At 60.3% G+C, this 20513-nt stretch carries 21 protein-coding genes; 11 read left to right on the top strand and 10 right to left on the bottom strand.

The annotated features are described in order from the left end of the window. Positions 1-67: 67 nt before the first annotated feature. Positions 68-586 carry a hypothetical protein gene (locus GKIL_RS18855; RefSeq protein WP_051382966.1) on the top strand — a complete coding sequence of 173 codons (519 nt, stop codon included), beginning with the start codon at positions 68-70 and terminating at the stop codon, positions 584-586. A gap of 510 nt (positions 587-1096) precedes the next feature. Beyond that, positions 1097-4267: an efflux RND transporter permease subunit gene (locus tag GKIL_RS18850; protein ID WP_023175434.1), complete on the top strand. Its 3171-nt coding sequence runs from the start codon at positions 1097-1099 to the stop codon at positions 4265-4267. Positions 4268-4470: 203 nt separating this feature from the next. On the opposite strand, the gene GKIL_RS18845 is transcribed toward GKIL_RS18850, so the two are convergent. Together GKIL_RS18845 and GKIL_RS18840 are read right to left on the bottom strand one after the other, a co-directional pair. Beyond that, positions 4471-5499, bottom strand: a complete 1029-nt coding sequence (locus tag GKIL_RS18845; protein WP_023171280.1) for an IS110 family RNA-guided transposase — start codon at positions 5497-5499, stop codon at positions 4471-4473. A 282-nt stretch (positions 5500-5781) separates the two neighbouring features. Further along, the gene (locus GKIL_RS18840; RefSeq protein WP_023175433.1) at positions 5782-6801 is read right to left on the bottom strand and encodes a catalase family protein; all 1020 of its coding nucleotides are present in this window, start codon (positions 6799-6801) and stop codon (positions 5782-5784) included. Between the two features lie 128 nt (positions 6802-6929). Here GKIL_RS18840 and GKIL_RS18835 point away from each other — a divergent pair, with 128 nt between their 5' ends. Then, positions 6930-8618 (top strand): gamma-glutamyltransferase family protein, encoded by a 1689-nt coding sequence (locus GKIL_RS18835; protein ID WP_023175432.1) that lies wholly within the window; start codon positions 6930-6932, stop codon positions 8616-8618. 176 nt (positions 8619-8794) lie between these two features. Here the strand turns inward: GKIL_RS18835 and GKIL_RS18830 are convergent, their stop codons facing one another. Both GKIL_RS18830 and tmk read right to left on the bottom strand, forming a co-directional pair. Next, positions 8795-9340, bottom strand: a complete 546-nt coding sequence (locus GKIL_RS18830; protein ID WP_023175431.1) for an NADPH-dependent FMN reductase — start codon at positions 9338-9340, stop codon at positions 8795-8797. Positions 9341-9386: 46 nt separating this feature from the next. Beyond that, complete coding sequence (tmk, locus tag GKIL_RS18825) at positions 9387-10010, bottom strand: dTMP kinase (RefSeq protein WP_023175430.1); 624 nt, start codon at positions 10008-10010, stop codon at positions 9387-9389. Between the two features lie 106 nt (positions 10011-10116). Between tmk and GKIL_RS25430 the strand changes: the two genes are divergently transcribed. Continuing rightward, positions 10117-10293, top strand: coding sequence for a hypothetical protein (locus GKIL_RS25430; RefSeq protein ID WP_023175429.1), 177 nt, complete (start codon positions 10117-10119; stop codon positions 10291-10293). Positions 10294-10353: 60 nt separating this feature from the next. Here the strand turns inward: GKIL_RS25430 and GKIL_RS18820 are convergent, their stop codons facing one another. Continuing rightward, positions 10354-10710 (bottom strand): hypothetical protein, encoded by a 357-nt coding sequence (locus GKIL_RS18820; RefSeq protein ID WP_023175428.1) that lies wholly within the window; start codon positions 10708-10710, stop codon positions 10354-10356. Positions 10711-10801: 91 nt separating this feature from the next. On the opposite strand from GKIL_RS18820, the gene GKIL_RS18815 reads away from it, so the two are divergent. From GKIL_RS18815 to GKIL_RS18805, 3 genes are all read left to right on the top strand, one after another. Continuing rightward, the gene (locus GKIL_RS18815; protein WP_041244071.1) at positions 10802-11716 is read left to right on the top strand and encodes an ABC transporter ATP-binding protein; all 915 of its coding nucleotides are present in this window, start codon (positions 10802-10804) and stop codon (positions 11714-11716) included. Positions 11717-11794: 78 nt separating this feature from the next. Further along, entirely contained in the window at positions 11795-13117 is a 1323-nt protein-coding gene (locus GKIL_RS18810) for an ATP-binding protein (protein ID WP_023175426.1), read from the top strand. Next, the gene (locus tag GKIL_RS18805; RefSeq protein WP_041244070.1) at positions 13114-13713 is read left to right on the top strand and encodes an HNH endonuclease family protein; all 600 of its coding nucleotides are present in this window, start codon (positions 13114-13116) and stop codon (positions 13711-13713) included. The genes GKIL_RS18810 and GKIL_RS18805 overlap by 4 nt, the downstream gene beginning before the upstream one ends. A gap of 12 nt (positions 13714-13725) precedes the next feature. Here the strand turns inward: GKIL_RS18805 and mutL are convergent, their stop codons facing one another. Next, positions 13726-15321, bottom strand: coding sequence for a DNA mismatch repair endonuclease MutL (gene mutL, locus GKIL_RS18800; RefSeq protein ID WP_187293843.1), 1596 nt, complete (start codon positions 15319-15321; stop codon positions 13726-13728). Between the two features lie 85 nt (positions 15322-15406). Next, the gene (locus GKIL_RS18795; RefSeq protein ID WP_023175423.1) at positions 15407-15958 is read right to left on the bottom strand and encodes an NUDIX domain-containing protein; all 552 of its coding nucleotides are present in this window, start codon (positions 15956-15958) and stop codon (positions 15407-15409) included. Between the two features lie 85 nt (positions 15959-16043). On the opposite strand from GKIL_RS18795, the gene GKIL_RS18790 reads away from it, so the two are divergent. The 4 genes from GKIL_RS18790 to GKIL_RS18775 all read left to right on the top strand — a co-directional run bounded on the left by GKIL_RS18790 (position 16044) and on the right by GKIL_RS18775 (position 18411). Further along, positions 16044-16475 (top strand): LptA/OstA family protein, encoded by a 432-nt coding sequence (locus tag GKIL_RS18790; RefSeq protein WP_023175422.1) that lies wholly within the window; start codon positions 16044-16046, stop codon positions 16473-16475. Beyond that, positions 16472-17200: an LPS export ABC transporter ATP-binding protein gene (gene lptB / locus GKIL_RS18785; RefSeq protein ID WP_023175421.1), complete on the top strand. Its 729-nt coding sequence runs from the start codon at positions 16472-16474 to the stop codon at positions 17198-17200. Before GKIL_RS18790 ends, lptB begins: the two co-directional genes overlap by 4 nt. Before the next feature lie 103 nt (positions 17201-17303). Then, a complete protein-coding gene (locus GKIL_RS18780) occupies positions 17304-17849 on the top strand; it encodes a photosystem I reaction center subunit III (RefSeq protein WP_023175420.1) in 546 nt (181 codons plus the stop codon). A 301-nt stretch (positions 17850-18150) separates the two neighbouring features. Further along, positions 18151-18411: a hypothetical protein gene (locus GKIL_RS18775; RefSeq protein ID WP_023175417.1), complete on the top strand. Its 261-nt coding sequence runs from the start codon at positions 18151-18153 to the stop codon at positions 18409-18411. Here the strand turns inward: GKIL_RS18775 and GKIL_RS25425 are convergent. Genes GKIL_RS25425 through GKIL_RS18765 form a run of 3 tightly spaced genes read right to left on the bottom strand, consistent with a single transcriptional unit; the run spans position 18408 to position 20471 of the window. Next, positions 18408-18578: a hypothetical protein gene (locus GKIL_RS25425; RefSeq protein ID WP_023175416.1), complete on the bottom strand. Its 171-nt coding sequence runs from the start codon at positions 18576-18578 to the stop codon at positions 18408-18410. The two genes, GKIL_RS18775 and GKIL_RS25425, sit on opposite strands and share 4 nt — an antisense overlap. A 47-nt stretch (positions 18579-18625) precedes the next feature. After that, complete coding sequence (locus GKIL_RS18770; RefSeq protein WP_023175415.1) at positions 18626-19774, bottom strand: sensor histidine kinase; 1149 nt, start codon at positions 19772-19774, stop codon at positions 18626-18628. Continuing rightward, complete coding sequence (locus GKIL_RS18765) at positions 19767-20471, bottom strand: winged helix-turn-helix domain-containing protein (RefSeq protein ID WP_023175414.1); 705 nt, start codon at positions 20469-20471, stop codon at positions 19767-19769. Before GKIL_RS18765 ends, GKIL_RS18770 begins: the two co-directional genes overlap by 8 nt. Positions 20472-20513 lie beyond the last annotated feature (42 nt).

Raw genomic sequence — 20513 nt, 5'->3', positions numbered from 1 at the left:
AAACTTGACTCGCTCAATTTTAGTTACGATGCTGTTTCGTATCTTTATTGACCAGAGCGGGGGTGCCGTGCCCAGGCGGATCCGGTTGGATTATCTAAAAAGCGACAGCTCCCAGACCCTGCGCGAAGGTCTGGAGGAGTACTACGCAGCCCACCCAAATCTCACCGATCCCCGGCAGCTCGACGCCGCCTTTGCCCGGATCATCCTCGCCCACGATGCCTCCCACGTCATCTACGGCTGCGATACCGGCATGTACGACGAGCTGAAGCTGCTACCGCTGACCTGGTGGACGAGCGACTATCACTTCAGCGATCACCTGCGCACACTGCGCGATCCGGCCATCGGTCCTGCCGTAAAGATCATGTACGACGATCTGATCAAAGAGCACGGCAGTCTCTGGCTCTACAGCTCGATGCTGCTCGTCCTGCCGAAGTTGGTGCCGGAGTTGATACGACTCTGGTGGCGCAATCGGGGGCGCGGGCGCTTCGTGCCGTTTCTTGCCTTCGAGCCGCTTCTGGATCGATCGCTCGTCGAGATCCGCCGGGAATTCGATCTGCTGCCGCTGATGGCGCGCCGCCCTGGGTAGGCGCAGTGCAAAAGACCTGTGAGTTTTGTGCATCGAGGGAAATCATGGCACCTGGGCTATCTACCGGCTGGGGAGAGTCAGTCTTAAAGGTGCCCTTAAAAGCAACTTTTGCTGCGCGATCAAAGACGCATCATCTAGAGCCTGAAATATTTCGCGTTCCTGTACTTTGAAAGATCGAAGCAACAGAAACTTATCGGTTTCTCATGTTCTCCACACAGATCGCTCACCCATGGGCTTCGATCAGATCGGTCCTATTCGATCTGAATAATATTTCTATACACAAGGACAGGATTACTTTCAGGCTTCGTTTTCAGCATCTTTTCATAATCACAAGATTTTCATGATATGGCTTCGACTATTTCGTATTCTTTTCATAATTGCTCCTTCTAGCGGTAGCGTGCTTCTCTTTTCTAGATTTTTCTAGATTCCCCTTTTTGACAAACTCGATTTCTCATTTGTTTCACAATCGCTAGCTATGATCGAGTTGATTTGAGAAGTGGTTAGCAGGAAATGGCAACGGACTGGCAGGATGACGACGATCGAGAGGGTGCCGCTTCGGCCCAGCGGGAAGGGTGGTTAGAAAAGGCGGTACGCGGGGCACTCAACGCCCGGATCGTGGTTCTGGCTGGGGCGGCTCTGGCCTGTCTGGTGGGCCTCTATTCGTTCCTCAACCTGCGGGTCGATGCGGTTCCTGACATCTCCAACATTCAGGTGACGGTGAGCACCAACGCCTATGGCCTCGCTCCCCAAGAAGTCGAGCAGTACGTCACCTATCCCGTCGAGCTGTCGCTGCAGGGGATGCCCCGGCTCACCCAACTGCGATCGATCTCCAAGTACGCCCTTTCGCAGGTGACCGCCGTCTTCGAGGACGGCACCGACATCTACTGGGCCAGACAACAGGTCTCCGAACGCCTCAAAGGTGCCCAAGACCAGATGCCCAAAGGGGAGATCAAAGTCGAACTCGGCCCAATCGCCACCGGTCTCGGGGAAATCTATCAGTTCGAGCTGCGCGGGTCCGGCTACAGCCCGATGCAACTGCGCGACATCCTCGACTGGCAGATCATCCCGGCTCTCAGGAGCGTTCCGGGCGTCGATGCGGTGCAGTCGATGGGCGGCGATGCCAGGGAGTATCAAGTCTGGCTCGAAGCGGAGAAGCTGCACGGCTACAACCTCTCTCCCAGCGCCGTAATGGCGGCTCTCGAACGAAACAACGCCAACGCCGGGGGCGGCTACGCGATCGAAAACGGCAACCAGATTCTGCTGCGGGCCGAAGGGCTATTGCGCTCACCCACAGACATCGGCAACGTGATCGTCCGCCGCACTGCGAAGGGGTCTGTGCGCGTGCAGGATCTGGGTACTGTGGTGATCGGCAAGAAGCTCGCCCAGAGCATCGTCACCCAAAACGGCCAGGGTGAGACGGTGATCGGTATCGTCGTCATGCGCAAGGGCGAGAACTCCGCCCAGGTGGTCGAGCGCGTCAAACGCCGACTTGAGGCGCTCAAGCCTTCCCTGCCGCCAAATATCGAGGTGATCGCCTTCTACGACCGCTCCGTCCTCATCGAGCGGACGATCGACACGGTCTGGCACAACCTGGCAGAAGGAGCAGTGCTGGTGCTGGTGGTGCTCTTCGTGCTGCTCGGTAACTGGCGCGGCGGTGCCATCGCTGCGCTGGCAATTCCGCTTTCGCTGTTGGGCGCGGTGACTTTTTTAAGCTGGACCAACACCTCCGGCAACCTGCTCAGCCTGGGGGCGCTCGACTTTGGCATCCTCATCGATGGCTCGGTGGTGATGGTCGAGAACATCCTGCGCCGCCTGGGCGAAGAAAAGCCCAAACCCGCTCAGCGCCTCAAGGTGGTCGCCGCCGCCAGCGTCGAGGTGGCGAGGCCGGTGCTGTTTGCCGTCTTGATTATTACTGTCGTCTATCTGCCCATCCTCCTGCTCACCGGCGTGGCGGGCAAGACCTTCCAGCCGATGGCCCTCACCGTCGTCTTCGGACTGCTCACGGCTCTATTTATCGCTTTATTCATCACCCCGGCGACCGCTTACTTTCTCATCACTAAGATTCCCGAAGAAAAAGAAACCCGGCCCATGGCCGCCCTGCGCCGCCTGTACAACGTCTTGCTCAGCTGGTGTACGGCCCGGCCCAGGACTGTCGGTTCTGCCGCCTTCGCCCTTTTTGGGGCGAGCCTGCTGTGCCTGCCTTTTTTAGGTTCAGAATTCATTCCCACTCTCAAAGAAGGTTCCACCGTCCTCACGGTCAACCGGGCAATCTCCGCCTCGCTGCCGGAGGCGGCCCGCCAGACGACGCTCATCGAGCAGGTGGTGCGCTCCTTTGCCGAAGTGAGGACCGTCGTCTCGCGCACGGGACATTCCGAGCAGGCGTTCGATCCGATGGGTCCGGACGAGACGGACGTGTTTATCGTCTACCACCCCCAGGACACGTGGAAGAGATTTCACACCCAGGCGGAGCTGGAAGATGCGATCGCCGCCAGACTTGCCCAGGCGGTTCCCGGCGCGACGATCGCCTTTTCGCAGCCGATCGAGCAGCGGATGAACGAACTGGTGGCGGGTGTCAAGGGCGATGTCGGCATTCGCATCTTTGGACCGGATCTGACCCAACTGGCAAAACTCGGTAATCGGGTGGCGGCGGTCGTCGCAAAGGTGCCTGGGGCAAGCGATATCAAGGTGCAGCAGGTCGGAGGACTGCCGGTGGTGAGCGCCCGGCTCAACCGCAGAGCGATGCTCGCCTACGGCGTGGACGCCGACGAGGCGATGGACACCGTGCTCGCCGCCGTCGATGGCAAGACGGTGGGCACGATCTTCCAGGGCAAGCCCCGCTACGATCTGGTGGTGCGCTTCGCCCCCGACAGCCTCGGGCGGCCCGAGAGCCTCGCCTCGCTGCCGGTGGGCAGCCTGACGGGTGAACTGGTGCCCCTCGCGCAACTGGCGACGGTGCGCCGTTACGAGGGAGCCGCTCAGATTTCTCACCTCGAAGGCGACCGCAACCTGACGGTACAGCTCAACGTCCATGGCCGCGACCTGGGCAGCTTTGTCGCTGCCGCCCAGGAGGCTGTGAACACCCAGGTGGTATTGCCCACCGGCTACCGCCTGGAGTGGGGCGGCCAGTTCGAGAACCTCCAGCAGGCCCAGGCCCGGCTTACGGTGCTGGTGCCGGTGGCGCTGGCGCTCATCTTTTTGCTGCTGTACACCTCCTTTGGCAGCTTCCGGCCCGGCGCGCTGATTTTTCTGAACATTCCTCTGGCCCTCTCCGGCGGGCTGTTCGCCCTTGCCCTGCGCGGGATGCCGCTCTCGGTCACCGCCGGGGTCGGTTTTATCGCCCTTTTTGGGGTGGCGGTCCTCAACGGCGTCGTGCTCGTCTCCACGATTCGCCGCCTGGAGCAGGTCGATTGCCTCTCCCCGGCGGCGGCGGCGGCAGAAGGAGCCCGCCAGCGATTGCGACCAGTGCTGATGACGGCCCTGGTCGCCTCGCTCGGCTTTGTACCGATGGCGCTTGCCACCTCCGTCGGTGCCGAAGTCCAGCGGCCCCTCGCTACGGTCGTGATTGGCGGCCTCATCACTTCGACTGTGCTCACGCTCCTGGTCCTGCCGACGCTCTACCCGCTGGTCTGCAAGCGCCCGGCTCGCCTGGCCCGGCAGTTAGAACGGCAGAAAGTGAGCTGACTCTCTCATACCCATGCACTCAATACTTGCGCAGTTTTGAGTGCGAAGTTGATCGGTAAATTGCTGGGAGGGTCAGGTGAGCTTTTCCCCCACCCCTCCACACCCCCCCTGCCCCCCCTCTCCTCCCCTGCCCCGCCGGGCAGAGGAGAAGAGATACGGTATTGAGAGTCAAGCAGCCTCCTCCTTTCTTCTCTTCCTCCGCCCTACTGCAAGCAAACCAACCTGCCGTGCTCTGCATCGAAAGGCGTGTCTGTTTTCACAACCGCCCAGGCAATGTGTAAGAGTTTGCGAGCCGCAGCGCAAAGCGCTACCTTTGCCGGTTTACCGGCTGCTCGTAGCCGCTGGTAAAAGCTTTTAATCTGCTGATTGCAGCGGATCGCACTCAAGCTCGCCATATACAGCGCCGTGCGTAAGCGGGCATTGCCTGCATGGCCGATGCGCTCTGGTCTATGAAGGCTGGTGCCGCTACGGTGGGAGCGGGGAGCGAGACCCGCGTAGGCCACCGCCGCTTCCACCGTTGCACAGCAGCCGAAGTTGAGGGTACTCACCAACACCCACCCAGCGGTGACAGACCCAATGCCTTTGATAGTGCGCAGCTTGGTTGCAGCTTGATGCCAAAGCGAGTCTTGGGCGAGCAGCGCTTCTAGCTGAGCTTCCATCTGCGCAATCTGCTCATCGAAGGTGTGGCTCAACTGCTCCAGACTCGCTTGTACCGCCGCCACCACCAACGGAAATTGCCGCAGAGCGTGCAACTGGTTGTGCAGTTGTTGGCGTTGCTGCAGCAAGGCATCGCGATGCTGCAGGCGCTGTTGGAGTTGGTAATAAATCTCAGGCGGCGGCTGCCAAAGACCAGGTTGCAGGGCGGCAGCGAGTTGGGCAAGCGTCTGGGCATCAAGCGCATCGCTTTTGGAACGCTTGAGCAGTGCCCTGGCAAAGTAATGAGACTGAGCGGGGTTGACCACACTGACGGCAAAACCTTTGAGCGCCAGAAATGTGGCCAGTCGCATCCAGTAGGAGCCTGTGGCTTCGATGACCACTAACACCTCAGCGGCGGTGGGACAGACGGCGAGTAAGCGTTCGGCCAATTGGCAGTGTCCTTCGGGGGTTTGGGGCAGTGTGATGGCAGCGGTAGGCTTTGCGTGGGTGAGCAGCCAGGCGGCAGTGACAGTGAGTGCCGCCACATCAATACCGACAAATAGCTGATAGTCGTTTTGTGAACCGTCTCGCTGCATGAGTGTCTCCAGTTGAAGCTTCAGAGGAGGTAGGCAAGTTCCGCAGGACGGCAAAAGTCTAGCCTCGTGATACGTGGTCAGTGCCACTCGATACGGTTCAGCTTTGCCGGTCCTTGATAGCGGGGGACAATCTCTTCCACGCGGTCAAAGCCGCAAGGGGGGGCACAGTCCTCACCGCTACCTTGGAACCAATAGCAATATACGAGGGGGGGTTCACTGTAACTGGGCTGCAGGCGGGATGGGTGAGGTCCCACCAAGTTGTGATATTGATGCGCGTTGGTATCAGGCCGGATCGTCGGTTCTCTGGGTGTGGGAGAGGGGTTCTTTGAGGCGCTCGAGGGTGTAATCGTGCCGCGAACGGACGGTCTCCGGATAGATTTTCTTGCGCGCCAGGTTGATGCCGCCCAGTGGCTCGTGGGCGGGCAGGCTGTGCCAGGGAGCAAAAGACAGCCCTTCGTCCAGGCGCTTGCGCTCGTCAAAGTCGAACTTTTGGGGCGGAACGCGGACGGTGGCCACCTTGATAAAGGGGGCGTCCTCGGCCTTCCATTCCTGCATCGGATCTTCGATCGGCGTTTTTTCTTCGCTCACGAACACCTGCACCAGAAAGTCAAAGACGGCCTCCTTGCCTTCGTCGGTGAGGTAGCGCACGAGCGCCTCGCGCAGATAATTTTCGGAAGTGGGCGGGGTAGTAGGGGCTGTGTCCGCCTGCTGCGGCTTGAGGGAGAACTTGATCGCCTGGGAGCCAAGTTTGTAGGGCGTCGTGCTCCAGTACTGAACGAGAATCGGGTTATAGACTGTCTTGCTCGTCGCTTCCTTGAGCACGGCGAGGGTCGGGGCCATCTCCTGCAGCAGCTCCGGTCCCGCCTGGCCGCTGCCCAGGATGCCCAGGTTGGCAAAGCCCTGGACGTTGTGGACGATGAACACGGGGTGGTTGAGCAGAATAAAGTCCTGGGTCGATTGCTCGTCCGGCTGCAACTTCTCGCCCGGCACATCGAGCACTTTGAGCGCCAGGCCCCGCAGGTCCGGCTGGGTGTCCGGGGTGAGGTGCCCGCGCTTGGGCACACCGGAACCGTTGGAGAAGCGCAACCAGACCGGATAGGTACGGGCCACAGCGAAGATGCCTGCCCTGAGCGCCTCGGGAATATCCGGTGCGACGGTGAGTTCCCCCCAGACCAGACCGTGGCTTTTGCTGTGGTCGTGGCGCAGATCCGGTCCTTTTTCGGCTTGTTCTTTGAGGGTGCTGGTGAGGATGGCGTCGGTCGCCACCTCTGCCGTTGCCTTCGAGAAACTCGTCTCACTCATAAAATTCTCCCAAGAGGCCGTGTTTCCACTCCTCAGCCTACCGCCAGGAGCATCGGCTGTTGAGTAAAGGAGATAACAGCAAAACCAGCCCGGACAAAACTTTACTTTACACCTACCCAGATTCAGCGATGTCCGACACCACCACGTTTATTCGCCAGGGGGGCGAGCGCGAGGGCGCGTTCTTCTCCAGCCGCAGCCCGGTCCTTGCCTGCAACGGCATGGCAGCCACCAGCCACCCCCTCGCAAGCCAGATTGCGCTCGATGTGCTCAAAGCCGGTGGCAGTGCGGTCGATGCAGCAATTGCCGCCAACGCCGCCCTCGGTCTGATGGAGCCCACCGGCAGCGGCATCGGCGGCGACCTGTTCGCCCTCGTCTGGGATCCGCGCACCCGCAGACTGGTCGGCTTGAACGCCAGCGGGGCCGCCCCATTGGCTCTGAGCTACGACCACCTGCGCACCCTGGTAGGGGAGGATAGACAGATCCCCCTCTGCGGCGCGCTGCCTGTCACCGTGCCGGGGGCGGTGGACGGCTGGTATATGCTCCACGAGCGCTTTGGCCGCTTGCCCATGGGCGAAGTGCTCGCCCCTGCCATCCGCTACGCCCGCGCCGGGGTGCCCCTGCCCCAGGTGATTGCCACCGCCTGGAGCGCCAACGCCCAGCGCTTTGAGGCGGCAGCGCCCCAGATTGCCGAGTTGGACAATTTTCGGCGCACGTACTTGATCGCAGCAAAGCCCCCGACCGAAGGGATGGTCTTCTCCAACCCGGATCTGGCGGATACGCTCGAACAGGTCGCAACCGGTGGTCGGGCGGTGTTTTATACAGGTGAAATCGCCCGCCGCATCGACGCCTACATGGGGCGCATCGGCGGTTTCCTGCGCCTGGCGGACCTTGAGCGCCACACCGGCCTCTGGGTGGAACCCATCGGCACCACCTACCGGGGCTACGCCGTCTACGAGTTGCCGCCCAACACCCAGGGGATCGCGGCACTGATCATGCTCAACCTCCTTGAAGGCTTCGATCTCCCAAACCTCGGACACAACAGCGCCGATTATCTGCACCTGCAGGTGGAGGCCAAAAAACTCGCCTACGCCGATCGCGCCCGTTACATCGCGGATCCGAAGGTTACAACACCCGTGACCGGCCTGCTCGACAAAGCCTACGCCGCTACTCGCCGAAAACACATCGACCCCGAACGGGCCCAAGATCGCCTCGCCGCCGGCTATCCTTCCGCCGCTGACACCGTTTATCTGACCACCGCCGACCGCGACGGGCTCATCGTCTCGCTCATCCAGAGCAACTACGTCGGCATGGGCAGCGGCCTGGTGCCGGATGGGCTGGGCTTCATGCTCCAGGATCGCGGCGCACAGTTCAGCCTCAGACCCGACGCAGCCAACGTCTACGCTCCTGGCAAGCGGCCCTTCCACACGATCATCCCGGCCTTCGTGCTCAAGGAGGGGGAACCCTTCTTAAGCTTTGGGGTGATGGGCGGCGACATGCAGCCCCAGGGCCACGTTCAGATTCTCTGCAATCTCATCGACTTTGGCATGGACGTCCAGCAGGCGGGCGACGCGGCCCGTTACTACCACACGAACGACAACGATCCAGACGGGACGACGATGGTGGACGGGGGCAGGCTCAACCTCGAAGGGGGCATCGCGCCACCGGTAAGAGCAGAACTGGCCCGGCGCGGCCACCGGGTCCAGATGGCGGCCCCCGGCCTGTACGGCGGCTACCAGGCCATCCAGTGGGACAGGCTGAATCGCGTCTTTCGCGGCGCTTCGGAGATGCGCAAGGACGGGCAGGTCTGCGGCTATTAAATAGCCCCTCTCCCACAAGGGGAGGATGACAAATCTGAAACCGACTTCACCAGTCCCCTCTGCAGCCCAGTTACAGTGAACCCCCTTCTTCTCTCCTTCCCCGGCGGGGGAAGGAGGGGAGAGGGGGGCAGGGGGGTATGGGGAGGTGGGGGACGGTTTTAGCTTCACCTCCTCAGTCAGTCGGCAACCCGAAACAGCCTCGCTGAGCGCACCACCTCCTGGGCGAGCTTGTCGAGCCGCTCCTGCAACTTTGGATCGACGAGCTTGCCCTCCGTATCGAACTGCTTCCAGGCTTGACCGATCGCCACCTGCTCGCGCACCACCCACGAATGCACCCAGCGGGCGACGGTGCGCAGGTCGTTGAGGGCGTTGGAGTTCTGACCGCCGCCTAAAACGCTGATTACCCCCCAGACTTTGTCGGTGAACTCTTCAAAGCTCATCAGATCGAGGGCGTTTTTGATCACGCCGCTGAAGCTGCCGTGGTACTCCGGCGTCGAGATGATAAGGCCCGCCGCCGCCTTGACCTTGCTTTTGAGCACCTGCACGTCCGGATGGTCCGGGTAGCTGTCGCCCCCGTCACAAAAAGGCAGGTCCATCTTCTTAAAGTCGAGATATTCGACCTCGGCCCCAGCGCGCTCAGCAGCAGCCAGAGCCAACAACAGCGCCTTTTCAGAATAAGAACTGGCCCGTAGACTTCCACATAAGCCGATAATTTTGACCATCGCTTCGCCCCTTGCCCCTCCGTTACTCTCTGACTCTCTGACTCTCTTACTCTCTCAGTTTAGACTGATTCTTATTCAGGAATTTATCTACGATATCACGGATCTGCCGGGCGGTCTGCTCGACACTCAAGCTGGCGTCGATCAGCCGGATGCGTTCAGGATGGCGCAGGGCCAGTTCAGCAAAGCCTGCTTCGATGCGTCTGTGAAAGGCGAGGCTTTCTGCTTCGAAGCGGTCGGGGTCGCGGCGGCGCTCCAGCCCGGTCCGGGCATCGAGCTTGAGCCAGAAGGTGAGGTCCGGCGTCAGGCCACCGGTGGCGATGCGATTGAGCCGTTCGATGAGGGCCAGATCGAGGCGGCGACCGTAACCCTGGTAGGCGACCGTCGAATCGCTAAAGCGATCGCAAAGCACGATCCGCCCAGCGGTGAGGGCAGGCCGGACGACCCGCTCGACGTGCTCGGCGCGATCAGCGGCGTACAGCAACAGCTCGCTGGTCGAACCCAGCTCCGAGCGCGGATCGAGCAGCAGGGTGCGCAGCGCCTGACCCAGGGCGGTGCCCCCCGGCTCCCGCGTCTGGATAACCGGGTGGCCAAGCGACGTCAGCCAGTCGTGCAACAGGGCAATCTGGGTCGTCTTGCCGCAGCCTTCGCCGCCCTCGAAGCTGATAAACATGTCGCGAACGAAACAATGTGTATTTTAGTCGCGGATCTGCGGCAAATTCTAGAGGCGATGCTAATTAATAAGTCTCGCGCCCGCTTACGTGGCAAGGAGGGAAATTATGCGCTGGATCGTGCAGGTTGCTCAGTATGTTTTTGAAGCAATTGGCCAGGTCTTCAATCCGCTGCGCGACGAATTTCCCAGATACGGCTTCGAGGCTTTCAGCGCCGATCTACCCGATGCCACCACCGACTGGCCGCAGCGGCCCGCCTGCCGGATTACCTGCCCGCTCAAGTGATGCCACCAGGAGCAGAAAGCCTGCCCGCGTCAGGCTTTCTGCTGCAGGCGTGAACGATTTTTAATCGTAGATACCCTGTACGGTGTTGCTTTTGACCTTCAGGTCGTAGCCGCCGGGGACGCGCCTGGCTGTCAGAATACCCGACTGATCCCCGTTGACGACCCGCGCTTGCCAGGTTTCCGGTTCGTCAGAAACTTTGCGGAAATTTTGCACCTCTGTACCAGAACCAAGGGCGGCGAGGGCGTAGGCCGCCGATGCCTGCAGCAGGTCGGTGGGTGTCGGTTCGGTGTCGAGGGCAGGCGGCGTCAATCCATAGCCAAAGTCTTCGCCCTTTGACTGGAATTCTTCGTAAGCGCCGGTGACTTCCTTCTGCTCCGGCTTGGGCGGTTCGGCGTGTTCCATCCTTACAAGTCCCATAACAATTCCTCCTCTACCCTACTGGGAGACAGCAAAGCACAAATCTTTCCCCGGACAGAACCTCAGCGGTGTTAGTCTGGACGGACCGCATTTGGCTCCGGCAGTGGATCTGGTCGCTCAGCAACTAGAAAAGCGCTACAGCGAGCGCGAAGTGGTGCGCGGCGTGAGTTTCACCCTGCATCCGGGCGAAATTGTCGGCCTGCTCGGTCCCAACGGTGCGGGCAAGAGCACCACGGTCGGAATGCTCTATGGCCTGGTGATCCCGACGGCGGGCACCGTCCGCCTCGGCCCCTACGACGTGCGCTCCCAGGGCCGGGAGGCCCGCCAGCACATGGGCGTGGTCTCCCAGGAGAATAACCTCGATCCTGACTTTAACGTGCTGGGCAACCTGCTCACCTTTGCCCGCTACTACCGGCTGGAAGGGCACGAAGCCCGGTTGCGCGCCGAGAAGCTTCTCGCCCAGGTGGGGCTTTTAGAGCGCTCAAAAGATTCGACCGAGGCGCTTTCAGGGGGAATGAAGCGGCGATTGGTGCTGGCGCGGGCTTTGATTAGCGATCCGAGCGTCGTCTTTCTCGACGAGCCCACCACCGGCCTCGACCCGGATGCCCGCCAGGACTTCTGGCGGCTGGTGGCAGAACTGCGCGCCGCCGGGCGGGGCGTGGTGCTCACCACCCACTACATGGACGAGGCCGAGCGCCTGTGCGACCGGTTGCTGTTGATGAAAAATGGCGAGGTTGTGGGCGAGGGTGAACCGGAGGCGGTGATCGCCCGCGAGGTGGGCCGGGAGGTGGCCGAGGTCGAAGGGATCGATCCAGCACAGCTCGTTCATCTCGCTAACCAGGCGGGAAGCTGGACGCGCCCTTTTGGTGGCGGCACCCTCGTCGTGCTCCCGAGCGATGGGGACACCCTCTGGCAGGCGATCGTCGATCTTGCTCCCACCCGGCTCACCCGCCGCCGGGCCAACCTCGAAGATGTCTTTTTGCGGCTCACCGGCGACAGGTTGTAAAGTCTAAGCATCTCCTCCATCAGTATCCAAGCTGTCAAGCCGGAGGCTATTTTTTGACTATCTTCACCGGAGCGAGCCATGCTCAAATCCTTAAAGACAAAGGGCATCGGACCATTTTCAGCACTCGATATTGAGTTTGCTCCCCGGCTCAATATCGTGACCGGCGATAATGGCCTGGGAAAGAGTTTTCTGCTCGATATCGCCTGGTGGTGCCTGACGCGGAAGTGGCCTGCCGAGGTCAATCCGCAGTTAACGTCCGGGTACATGGCACGGCCCGCTTCCATCGAGAGCGAAGGTTCAGGCACTCCTTCAACAAAATCGACCATTTCCTTTGCATTTACTGGAAAAAGCAAAGAAGAAAGTTACACGAGCACATTCGAGCCGCTTGAGCAAAGTTGGACAGGTAAATCAGGCCGACCATCGAATCCTGGCCTTGTTATCTATGCGCAAGTTGACGGCAGCTATTCCCTTTGGGATCCTGCCCGCAACTACTGGCGAAAGAGAGGAAACATCGACATCCAGGAGAGACAGCCAGCCTATGTCTTTACTGCTCAAGAAGTCTGGAATGGCCTGGAAGATGACTCGAACGTACTATGCAATGGTTTGCTGCTCGATTGGGCATTATGGCAAAAGGAAAAAGGCGAAGCATTTGAACTGTTAAAGACCGCCTTACTTACATTATCTCCTGATTCTGATGAGGAAATACGACCAGGAGAGCTAACAAGAATCAGCCTGGACGATGTCCGCGATATTCCAACAATTCGGATGCCATACCAGCAGGATGTACCTGTACTTTTTGCGTCTGCTGGGATCCGACGTATACTCGCATTAGCCTACTTACTTGTCTGGGCCTGGCAGGAACATATTCAGGCAAGCAAACTTCTGAAACAACAAAAAACAAATCAAATTATTTTACTTATCGACGAAATAGAGTCTCACCTGCATCCGCGATGGCAGCGGACAATTATGGGGGCTTTACTCAGGACAGTCAAACAATTCGCCAGTGACGACAAAGCAGGTGTTCAAATCATTGCTGCGACTCACTCTCCACTGATTCTTGCATCTTTGGAACCGCTGTTTGATCCAGCTTTTGATACCTGGTTTGACATTAACCTGCAATCAAATGATCGCGGTTCTCATGCTCAACTTGAGCAGATAGCCTGGAGACGGCGGGGGGATATCTCCAGTTGGCTAACGAGCGAAGCCTTTGACCTGAAGTTGCCGCGAGCAAAAGAGATCGAGCAAGTTGTGGATCGAGCATCTGCTGCCCTTCAAAGTGAGCAAACAACCAGGGAGCAGTTTCTGACTATCGATTCAGAGCTGAGAAACTATCTTAGCGATACAGACCCTTTCTGGATTCGCTGGCGGTACATCACTGATAAGCGTGGCCTGCTCAGGTGATCCCAGTTACTCCTCAGCCGGAACCGTCCAATTTCGACATCAGGGTGAGGCAACCGGGCCTGCAATGGATGAACGAGCAGGGACTGGATCTGAGCAAGCCAAAACCGCAGGGTGTCACACTCGAACCATTCTGGCAAGATTGTCTTGAAGAACTTCACAGTGCCTACGACGGAATTTGCGCCTATGTCTGTGTTTATATCGAGCGGGTCACAGGCACTCCTTCTGCCGATCACTTTGTTCCAAAATCTGGTGATTTGAACAAGGCTTACGAATGGAGTAACTATCGGCTTGCCTGCCAGAGGATGAATGCAAGGAAAAACAAATACGACGACGTGCTCGATCCTTTTAGCCTTGGTTCCAATACTTTTGAACTTGAGCTTTTTTCGGGCCGAATCTATCCATCTCGTTCGCTCTCTTCGGCAGATGTGCAAGCAGCTCAAGCTACAATCCTCAGGCTTAAACTCGACGATCCCGATTGCCGCGAACTGCGGACGCGCTACTTCAATGCGTACATAAATGACGAGATTTCAGTGAAATGGCTGCAAAAACATTCTCCCTTCGTCTGGCAGGAAGCGCAGCGGCAAAATCTTCTGTGAAACCCAACCTCGCTACGAACCACAGATGTGCCAGCGGCGGCGAAAAAAGCGCGCCAGTTCGCCGTCGGTAAGGGGCATGTAGATGGGCCGACCGTGGGGGCAGGTGTGGGGATTTTTGGTCCGCTGCCAGCGCTCGAGCAATTCCTGCATCTGGGCGGGGGTGAGAACGGTACCGTTGCGGATCGCCGTGCGGCAGGAGAGAGCGGCGCGCATCTCGTGGCTATCCTCCTGCCGGGACAGTTCCACCAGAGCCTCAAGACAATCGGAGCGCTCGACGAGGGCGGCTGGAATCGAGCGCACCAGCCAGTTGCGGGCTCCGAACGGTTCGATCGCGAGGCCCTGCTCGCGCAGGTTGGCAGCCTGCCTTTCGCTCAAATCGATTGCAATCGGCGGATCGACGGCTACCAGTTCCCAGCTTGTCTCCAGTTGCTCAAAGAGCACCCGCTCGTGGGCGACATGCTGCTCGACCAGGCAAATGCCGCCCGGATACTCGGCGACGATGTAGGTCCGCTGCATCTGGATCAGGGCGCGCAGCAGCAGGCCGCTTTCTTGATCACCCGTGCGGTAAGGCAGCCAGTCCTCCGCAGCGCTCAACAGTCCCTCGCTGGGCTTTGGGGCAAAGTGGCGCAGCCCCTCGGCGATTGCGGCAATCACCAGCGCCGCTACCTGAGGCGTGGCCGCCAGCTGCACTTCGAGCTTGGCCGGATGGCGGTTCCAGTCCACTTCCTCAGCGGGCAATTCCAGCTGAACGATGCAGAGCGGATGGCGGCCCCGGCGCAGCGTGCGCTCAAAACCGGTGCGCACGGCCTGCTCCAGTTCGCTGTGGCGGACAAAGCGGCGATTGACGTAAATCTGCAACCAGTCGGCCCTGGCGCGCGAGCAGCGATCCGGCAGGCCCATCACCAGCCGCACGCTCCGGCTTTGATGGGCGAGCGTTACTTCGCGCAGGTCGTGCTCGTCGTACTGGGTGAGGATCTGGAGTATCCGCTGTTTGAGATTGGCAGCAGGCGGCAATTGCAGAACCTTCCGGCCATCGTGGGCAAGCTCAAACAGATGACCAGGATGGGCCAGGGCGTAGCGCTGCAACAGTTGGGCCACAAGCCGCGCCTGGGCTTTATGGTCCGCAAGGAAGCGGCGGCGCACCGGTTGCTCGTCAAATAGCTCGCTGGCCGTCACCACCGTCCCCGGCGCACCGGCCACAGCTTCGAGCGACTGCAGAGCGCCTGTGTGGTCGTAGCGGGCGCGGAGGGCGGTTGGACTCGCCCCGGTCGCACTCACGATCTCCAGTTGGGCTACGACGGCGATACTGTGCAGGCCCTCGCCTCGAAAGCCCAGGGTGCGCAACTGCCAGAGGTCGCTGAGGGTGCGCAGCTTGCTGGTGGCGTGGGCGTGGGCGGCCATCGCCAGCTCGCTCGCCTCGATGCCAAAGCCGTTGTCCTGGATTTGCACCCGCCACAGCTCGGGCCATAAGCCCACGCGGATGCGGTCCGCCCCGGCGTCGAGGCTGTTTTCGACCAGTTCGCGCACCACCGCCGCCGGTGAGTCGATCACCTCACCGGCGGCCAGAAGACGCACGGTAGCCTCGGGCAGGGGCGCAATCGCTGCCAAGGGGAGTTTATCTTTGACGCTGCTCATTCAAGCTAGGCCATCGCCCAGTAAGCGGTGAAAAATCGGCCTTGCGTGGCGAGTTTTTCTATCTGGGAATCAGGGGCAGGTGGGGCTGGGCCAACAGCCAGAGGATCAAGCTTTTGCCGTCTTCGATCGCTCCGGAGCGGATCCGCTCTTCAAATTCAGCGGCAGCGAGCCACACCAGGGCAATCGCTTCCTCCGGGTCGGCGCTGTAGCCACTGGCGGCTGTCAGTTGCGTCGCAACAAAAAAATATGTGCGCTCGTTGCTGGTGCCAGGCATCCGGAAGACCGGCGGCAGAGCGATCCACCGGCTCGCCGCGTAGCCCGTCTCCTCGGCCAGCTCCCGCCGGGCGGTCGCCTCCGGTGCCTCGCCCGCCTCGACGGTGCCCGCCGGAAATTCGAGCAGATCCTGGCCAATGGCGTAGCGGTACTGCCGCACCAGCAACAGCCGCATCCCCTCTGCCGTCACTTCAAAGGGCAAGACCACGACCACCTCCGGCTGCTCGAGCACCTCCCAGCGGCGCTCCAGGCCATTTTCGAGGCGCACGCGGTCTTGAAACAGCTGCAGGCGGCTTCCAGTATGCACAAGCTGGCGCTCGAGGCGTTCGATCGACATCGGCGGTGGCCCTGAAAATCCCAAAGTTATAGTACCGGGTACGGCAAAGCAGCATGGCATCATAGGAAAAAGTGAGGGCGGTCGGATGAATCGAACAGCACCGTGGGCTATCTGTGGGCTGGCAGCAGTGAGTATACTGGCCCAGGCCGCCGCCCAGACTCCTGGCCGCGACGGTGGGCAGTTGAGCATCAATTCCGACACTCAAGAAGCCAACACGAAGACGGGTGAAATTATTGCCAGGGGCAACGTTCACATCGAGTATCCGGCGCGCAAGGTGATTGCCGACGCCGAGCAGGCGACGTACCTGACCAAGGAGAAGAAAATTATTCTCCAGGGCAACGTGCGCGCCGTTCAGGGAGACAACCGGATCGATGCTGAGATCGTCACGTACTTGATCAAAGAAGGCGTCTTCAAGGCCGAGCCTAAAGAAAAAGGCAAGCAAGTGCGCTCCATCTACACCGTTCCCCCTGACGAGCAACAGACCTCCGACGCTACGCCGACCCAGAAGCAAAAGTGAAGATCACCCTCGATCGCATCTCCAAACAGTACAGCAAGCGGGCCGTCGTCGATACGGTCAGCCTTGGTCTCGAACAGGGGGAGGTGGTCGGTCTACTGGGTCCCAACGGTGCCGGTAAGACGACGACTTTTTATATGATCACGGGCCTCGAAAAGCCCGACAGTGGCCGCATCTGCCTCGACCGGCGCGATATTACGACGACGCCGATGCACCTGCGCGCCCGCATGGGCATCGGCTATCTGCCCCAGCAGCAGAGCATCTTTCGTCATCTGAGTGTCGAGCAAAATATTTTGCTGGTGCTTGAGCAGACAGGCGTGCCCCGCCGATACTGGCGCAAAAAACTCGAAGAGTTGCTCGAAGAATTCGGAATTGCCACGATTCGCAGGAGCAAAGGCATTCAGGTTTCCGGCGGCGAGTCGCGCCGGGTCGAGATCGCCCGCGCTCTCGCCGTCGGCCTCGAAGGGCCGCAATTTTTGTTGCTCGACGAACCGTTTGCCGGTATCGACCCGATCGCCGTCTCTGACATCCAGCGGATGATTACCCGCCTGCGCGACCGGGGCATCGGCATCTTGATTACCGACCACAACGTGCGCGCCACGCTCACTACCACCGACCGCGCCTACATCATGAACCAGGGCAAAGTCTTTGCCTCCGGGACTCCCGATGAACTTGCCGGCGATCCGCTCGTGCGCCAGTACTACCTGGGCGACGAATTTCAGCTCTAGGCCGGTGACTTTAGCAACAAATGTTTAAACTTAGGTGTGAAAGTTCACCGCTAAAATGTGGCCAGCAATCATGTCCTATCTGCTTATAGCAAGGAATTGCGCCATGTCGCGTAAGCATTCACGAATCCCTTTTGCGGTTGCCTTGCTGGGTATCCTCGCACTGGTGCTGTTCGTTCAGACCGGTGCCTTCGCCCAGACGCAGGTCAAAAATCCGCTCAAGCCGTGCAAGGATGTTCCGGCCTACCAGGAGTTAAAGAAAGCCCGTTACGATGCAGCCGAAAAAGCGGCGGCAGCCAACGTGCAGCTCACCTTTGACAAGGCAGCCCTCGACAACAAGTTTGGCCGCTACGACACCGCCCAGTGCAGCGATGACGGCCATCCGCATCTGCTCGTCGATGGGCGGCTCGACCGCGCCGGAGACTTTTTGATTCCGAGTCTGTTGTTTCTCTGGCTCGCCGGTGCCCTGGGCTGGGCTGGCCGCCTCTACCTTGCCAGGTCCAAAGGTCCAGAAGATGAGATCATCATCGACCTGCCCAAGGCGGTCCAGTGCCTGCTCCTTGGGCTTATCTGGCCCGTCCAGGCGATTCCGGAACTCATTAGCGGCAAGATCCGCCTGCCCGAAGAACGCGTCACCATCTCCCCGCGCTAAGGAGCTGACACCATGAAACTCTGGTCCCCGATCGCCGGTCTGCTCTTTATCGTCGGTAGCCTGGTCGTCTTGATCTTTGCCAATCAACTGGCCCACTATCCGCTGTTCTTCCCACTGAGCTAGCCGCCGGACTCACCATTCGGTGCATCGCAGGCCCGTGACACTGAAAGTAGTGTCACGGGCCTGTCCGCATTTGCAGGGTGGCATCGGTCGCCAATCTGGCCGGATGATTAACCGCCTGAGCGTGGTGCAGCGGTGGCCGGCGGCCCGATTATGCTCTTGGAGCAAGCAGGAAAGGCATATGGCACCACGCATTCTGGTAATTGGCAATGAGGTCGCAACGGTACAGAAGGTGAGCCGCTTTTGCCTGGCCTGGAGCGCCGACGTTCTACCGATGTATGGCCCGCTCACGGCGGCGGCTGTCGAACCGTTTGCCCCCGATTTGATCGTGGTCTGCCTGCCGTATCCTGATCTGCCTGCCCTGGAGCAGCCCTGTCTGTACTGGTCGGAAGCTGGGGGGAGCCGGGCCGATCTGGACAATCAGTTGCGGCCCTACTTTTAGAGCAGCCGGGAGCGATCGGCGCTATCGGACGCGCTGGGTGGTTCGGCGAGCGACTTGTCAGGAAAATCGCTGCCCCGAGCGGGCAACAGCAAATTGAGCGCCACCAGAGCAATGCCGGTGGCCGACAAAACTGCGACAGCAAGCCAGAACCAACTGAACGGATCCATGAGAACATCTCAGTGTTCTGCCAGCATACGTAAGGAAGACGACAAAGCTATGAAGTTGAGATGTCACTCTTAGAAGAAAAAGTGTGGTTCGCAAACATTGGCAGCGTAAAGCTGAAGCAGCTGCCCTGACCGGGACTGCTCGTCACCGCGACACTGCCGCTGTGCAGTTCGACGAGGCGCTTGACGATCGTCAGGCCGATGCCGCTGCCGCCGGAGAGGCGCGAGCGGGAGCGGTCTGCCCGCCAGAAGCGCTCAAAGACGTGGGGCAGATCTTCGGGGGCGATGCCGATGCCGGTATCGCGCACTTCAAAGCGCACCGCCGCCGCGCCTGCCGTCGCGCTCACGGTAATTTTGCCCTCCGGAGGAGTGTAGCGGATAGCGTTGCCCACCAGATTGATCAGAACCTGCTCGATGCGATCCGGATCGGCCCAGACGGTTGGCAGGTAGAGCGGCACATCGTTGAGCAGAGCCGGTCCTTCTTCGGGCAGCTGGTAGCGAAATTTGGCAAAGACTTCTTCGACCAGCCGGTGCATCGCTACCGGTTGGCGGTGCATCGGCACGTTGCCCGCTTCGACCCGCGACAATTCCTGCAGGTCGTTCACCAGCCGCCGGACGCGGTGGGTCTCGCGGCTGAGGCGAGCAAACAGCTCCGGATCGGCCTCGACCGAACCATCGGTCAACCCCTCAAGGTAGCCACCCACGATCGTGAGCGGCGTGCGCAGCTCGTGGGTCAGATCGGCGATCAGATCCAGCCGGCGGCGCTCGATACTCTCAAGACGCCCGGCCATGACGTTGAAGCTGTTGGCGAGCCGGTCGATCTCGGTGACGCCCACGCAGGGAGCCCGCTCGTGCCACTGGCCCCGGCCAAAGCGCTCGGCGACGCTGCTCAGTTCAGCGAGGGGCTGAAAGACGCGGCGGCTGACGTAGAGGCTGAGGGTGGCCGCCACCAGGCAACCGACCAGAAGGGCGCAGATCGTACCCATCACCCAGGCAAACTCGAAGCCCGCCTCCAGATCGTCGCGCAGCACGCTCAGATCCGCTCCCGTGCGCGCCAGTCTGTCGAGGTGGGCATTAAAAAACTGGGGAGCGGCCACCCAACCGACGATAAACAACACCAGCAGACAGGCCGCCAGAACGATGAGAAAGGCGAGCAAAAGCCGTCTTTGCAGGTTCAAAGGCCGCCGTCGGCTATTCATGGTCCTCAAACTTGTAACCGACGCCGATCACCGTCTTGAGGTGCTGGGGCCGGGCCGGATCGGGTTCGATCTTTTTGCGCAGCCGGGCGATGTGGGTATCGACCACCCGCTCGTCGCCAAAAAAATCATCTCCCCACAGGCGGCTGATAAGCTGGTTGCGCGTCCAGACCCGGCCCGGCTGGGCAATAAGAGCGACGAGCAGATCGAATTCGAGGGTCGTCAGTTCAAGGGGCTGGTCTTCGCGGCTGGCGATGCGCCGGTCGCAGTCGAGCAAAAAGTGCGGCGACTGCAGCTTGCTGGTGGACACCTCGCCACTGTTCTGGCGCTGGGAGCGGCGCAACAGCGCCCGGATGCGGGCCATCAACTCCATCGGGCTAAAAGGCTTGACGACGTAATCGTCGGCCCCGGTCGAAAGCCCGACGATCCGGTCGATCTCTTCACCCCTGGCGGTGAGCATCAGGATATAGGGGTCTTTGCCCGCCGGTAAGGCCCGGATGCGCTGGCAGACTTCCAGGCCATCGAGCCCCGGCAGCATCCAATCGAGAATAATCACCTCCGGGCAGTCGCTCTCGACGATGCGCAGGGCAGCAAGGCCATTGTTGACCCGGCGCGGTTCAAAACCTTCTTGTCGGCAGTACAGCTCGATGAGTTGGGCAATCTCGTCGTCGTCCTCGACAACCAGTACGCGAGTTCCCATCGCAGGCTCACCTTTCTCGTGCGCGAATACCAGCATCTTAGT

The sequence above is a fragment of the Gloeobacter kilaueensis JS1 genome (assembly GCF_000484535.1).
Classification (GTDB): Bacteria; Cyanobacteriota; Cyanobacteriia; order Gloeobacterales; family Gloeobacteraceae; genus Gloeobacter; species Gloeobacter kilaueensis.
This window is presented reverse-complemented; position numbering and strand designations above follow the sequence as displayed.

Excerpts from the sequence above, each read along its gene's own strand:
- GKIL_RS18850 (WP_023175434.1), top strand. The coding sequence starts at position 1,097 with ATGGCAACGGACTGGCAGGATGACGACGATCGAGAGGGTGCCGCTTCG.
- GKIL_RS18845 (WP_023171280.1), bottom strand. The coding sequence starts at position 5,499 with ATGCAGCGAGACGGTTCACAAAACGACTATCAGCTATTTGTCGGTATT.
- GKIL_RS18840 (WP_023175433.1), bottom strand. The coding sequence starts at position 6,801 with ATGAGTGAGACGAGTTTCTCGAAGGCAACGGCAGAGGTGGCGACCGAC.
- GKIL_RS18835 (WP_023175432.1), top strand. The coding sequence starts at position 6,930 with ATGTCCGACACCACCACGTTTATTCGCCAGGGGGGCGAGCGCGAGGGC.
- GKIL_RS18830 (WP_023175431.1), bottom strand. The coding sequence starts at position 9,340 with ATGGTCAAAATTATCGGCTTATGTGGAAGTCTACGGGCCAGTTCTTAT.
- tmk (WP_023175430.1), bottom strand. The coding sequence starts at position 10,010 with ATGTTTATCAGCTTCGAGGGCGGCGAAGGCTGCGGCAAGACGACCCAG.
- GKIL_RS25430 (WP_023175429.1), top strand. The coding sequence starts at position 10,117 with ATGCGCTGGATCGTGCAGGTTGCTCAGTATGTTTTTGAAGCAATTGGC.
- GKIL_RS18820 (WP_023175428.1), bottom strand. The coding sequence starts at position 10,710 with ATGGGACTTGTAAGGATGGAACACGCCGAACCGCCCAAGCCGGAGCAG.
- GKIL_RS18810 (WP_023175426.1), top strand. The coding sequence starts at position 11,795 with ATGCTCAAATCCTTAAAGACAAAGGGCATCGGACCATTTTCAGCACTC.
- GKIL_RS18795 (WP_023175423.1), bottom strand. The coding sequence starts at position 15,958 with ATGTCGATCGAACGCCTCGAGCGCCAGCTTGTGCATACTGGAAGCCGC.
- GKIL_RS18790 (WP_023175422.1), top strand. The coding sequence starts at position 16,044 with ATGAATCGAACAGCACCGTGGGCTATCTGTGGGCTGGCAGCAGTGAGT.
- GKIL_RS18780 (WP_023175420.1), top strand. The coding sequence starts at position 17,304 with ATGTCGCGTAAGCATTCACGAATCCCTTTTGCGGTTGCCTTGCTGGGT.
- GKIL_RS18775 (WP_023175417.1), top strand. The coding sequence starts at position 18,151 with ATGGCACCACGCATTCTGGTAATTGGCAATGAGGTCGCAACGGTACAG.
- GKIL_RS25425 (WP_023175416.1), bottom strand. The coding sequence starts at position 18,578 with ATGGATCCGTTCAGTTGGTTCTGGCTTGCTGTCGCAGTTTTGTCGGCC.
- GKIL_RS18770 (WP_023175415.1), bottom strand. The coding sequence starts at position 19,774 with ATGAATAGCCGACGGCGGCCTTTGAACCTGCAAAGACGGCTTTTGCTC.
- GKIL_RS18765 (WP_023175414.1), bottom strand. The coding sequence starts at position 20,471 with ATGGGAACTCGCGTACTGGTTGTCGAGGACGACGACGAGATTGCCCAA.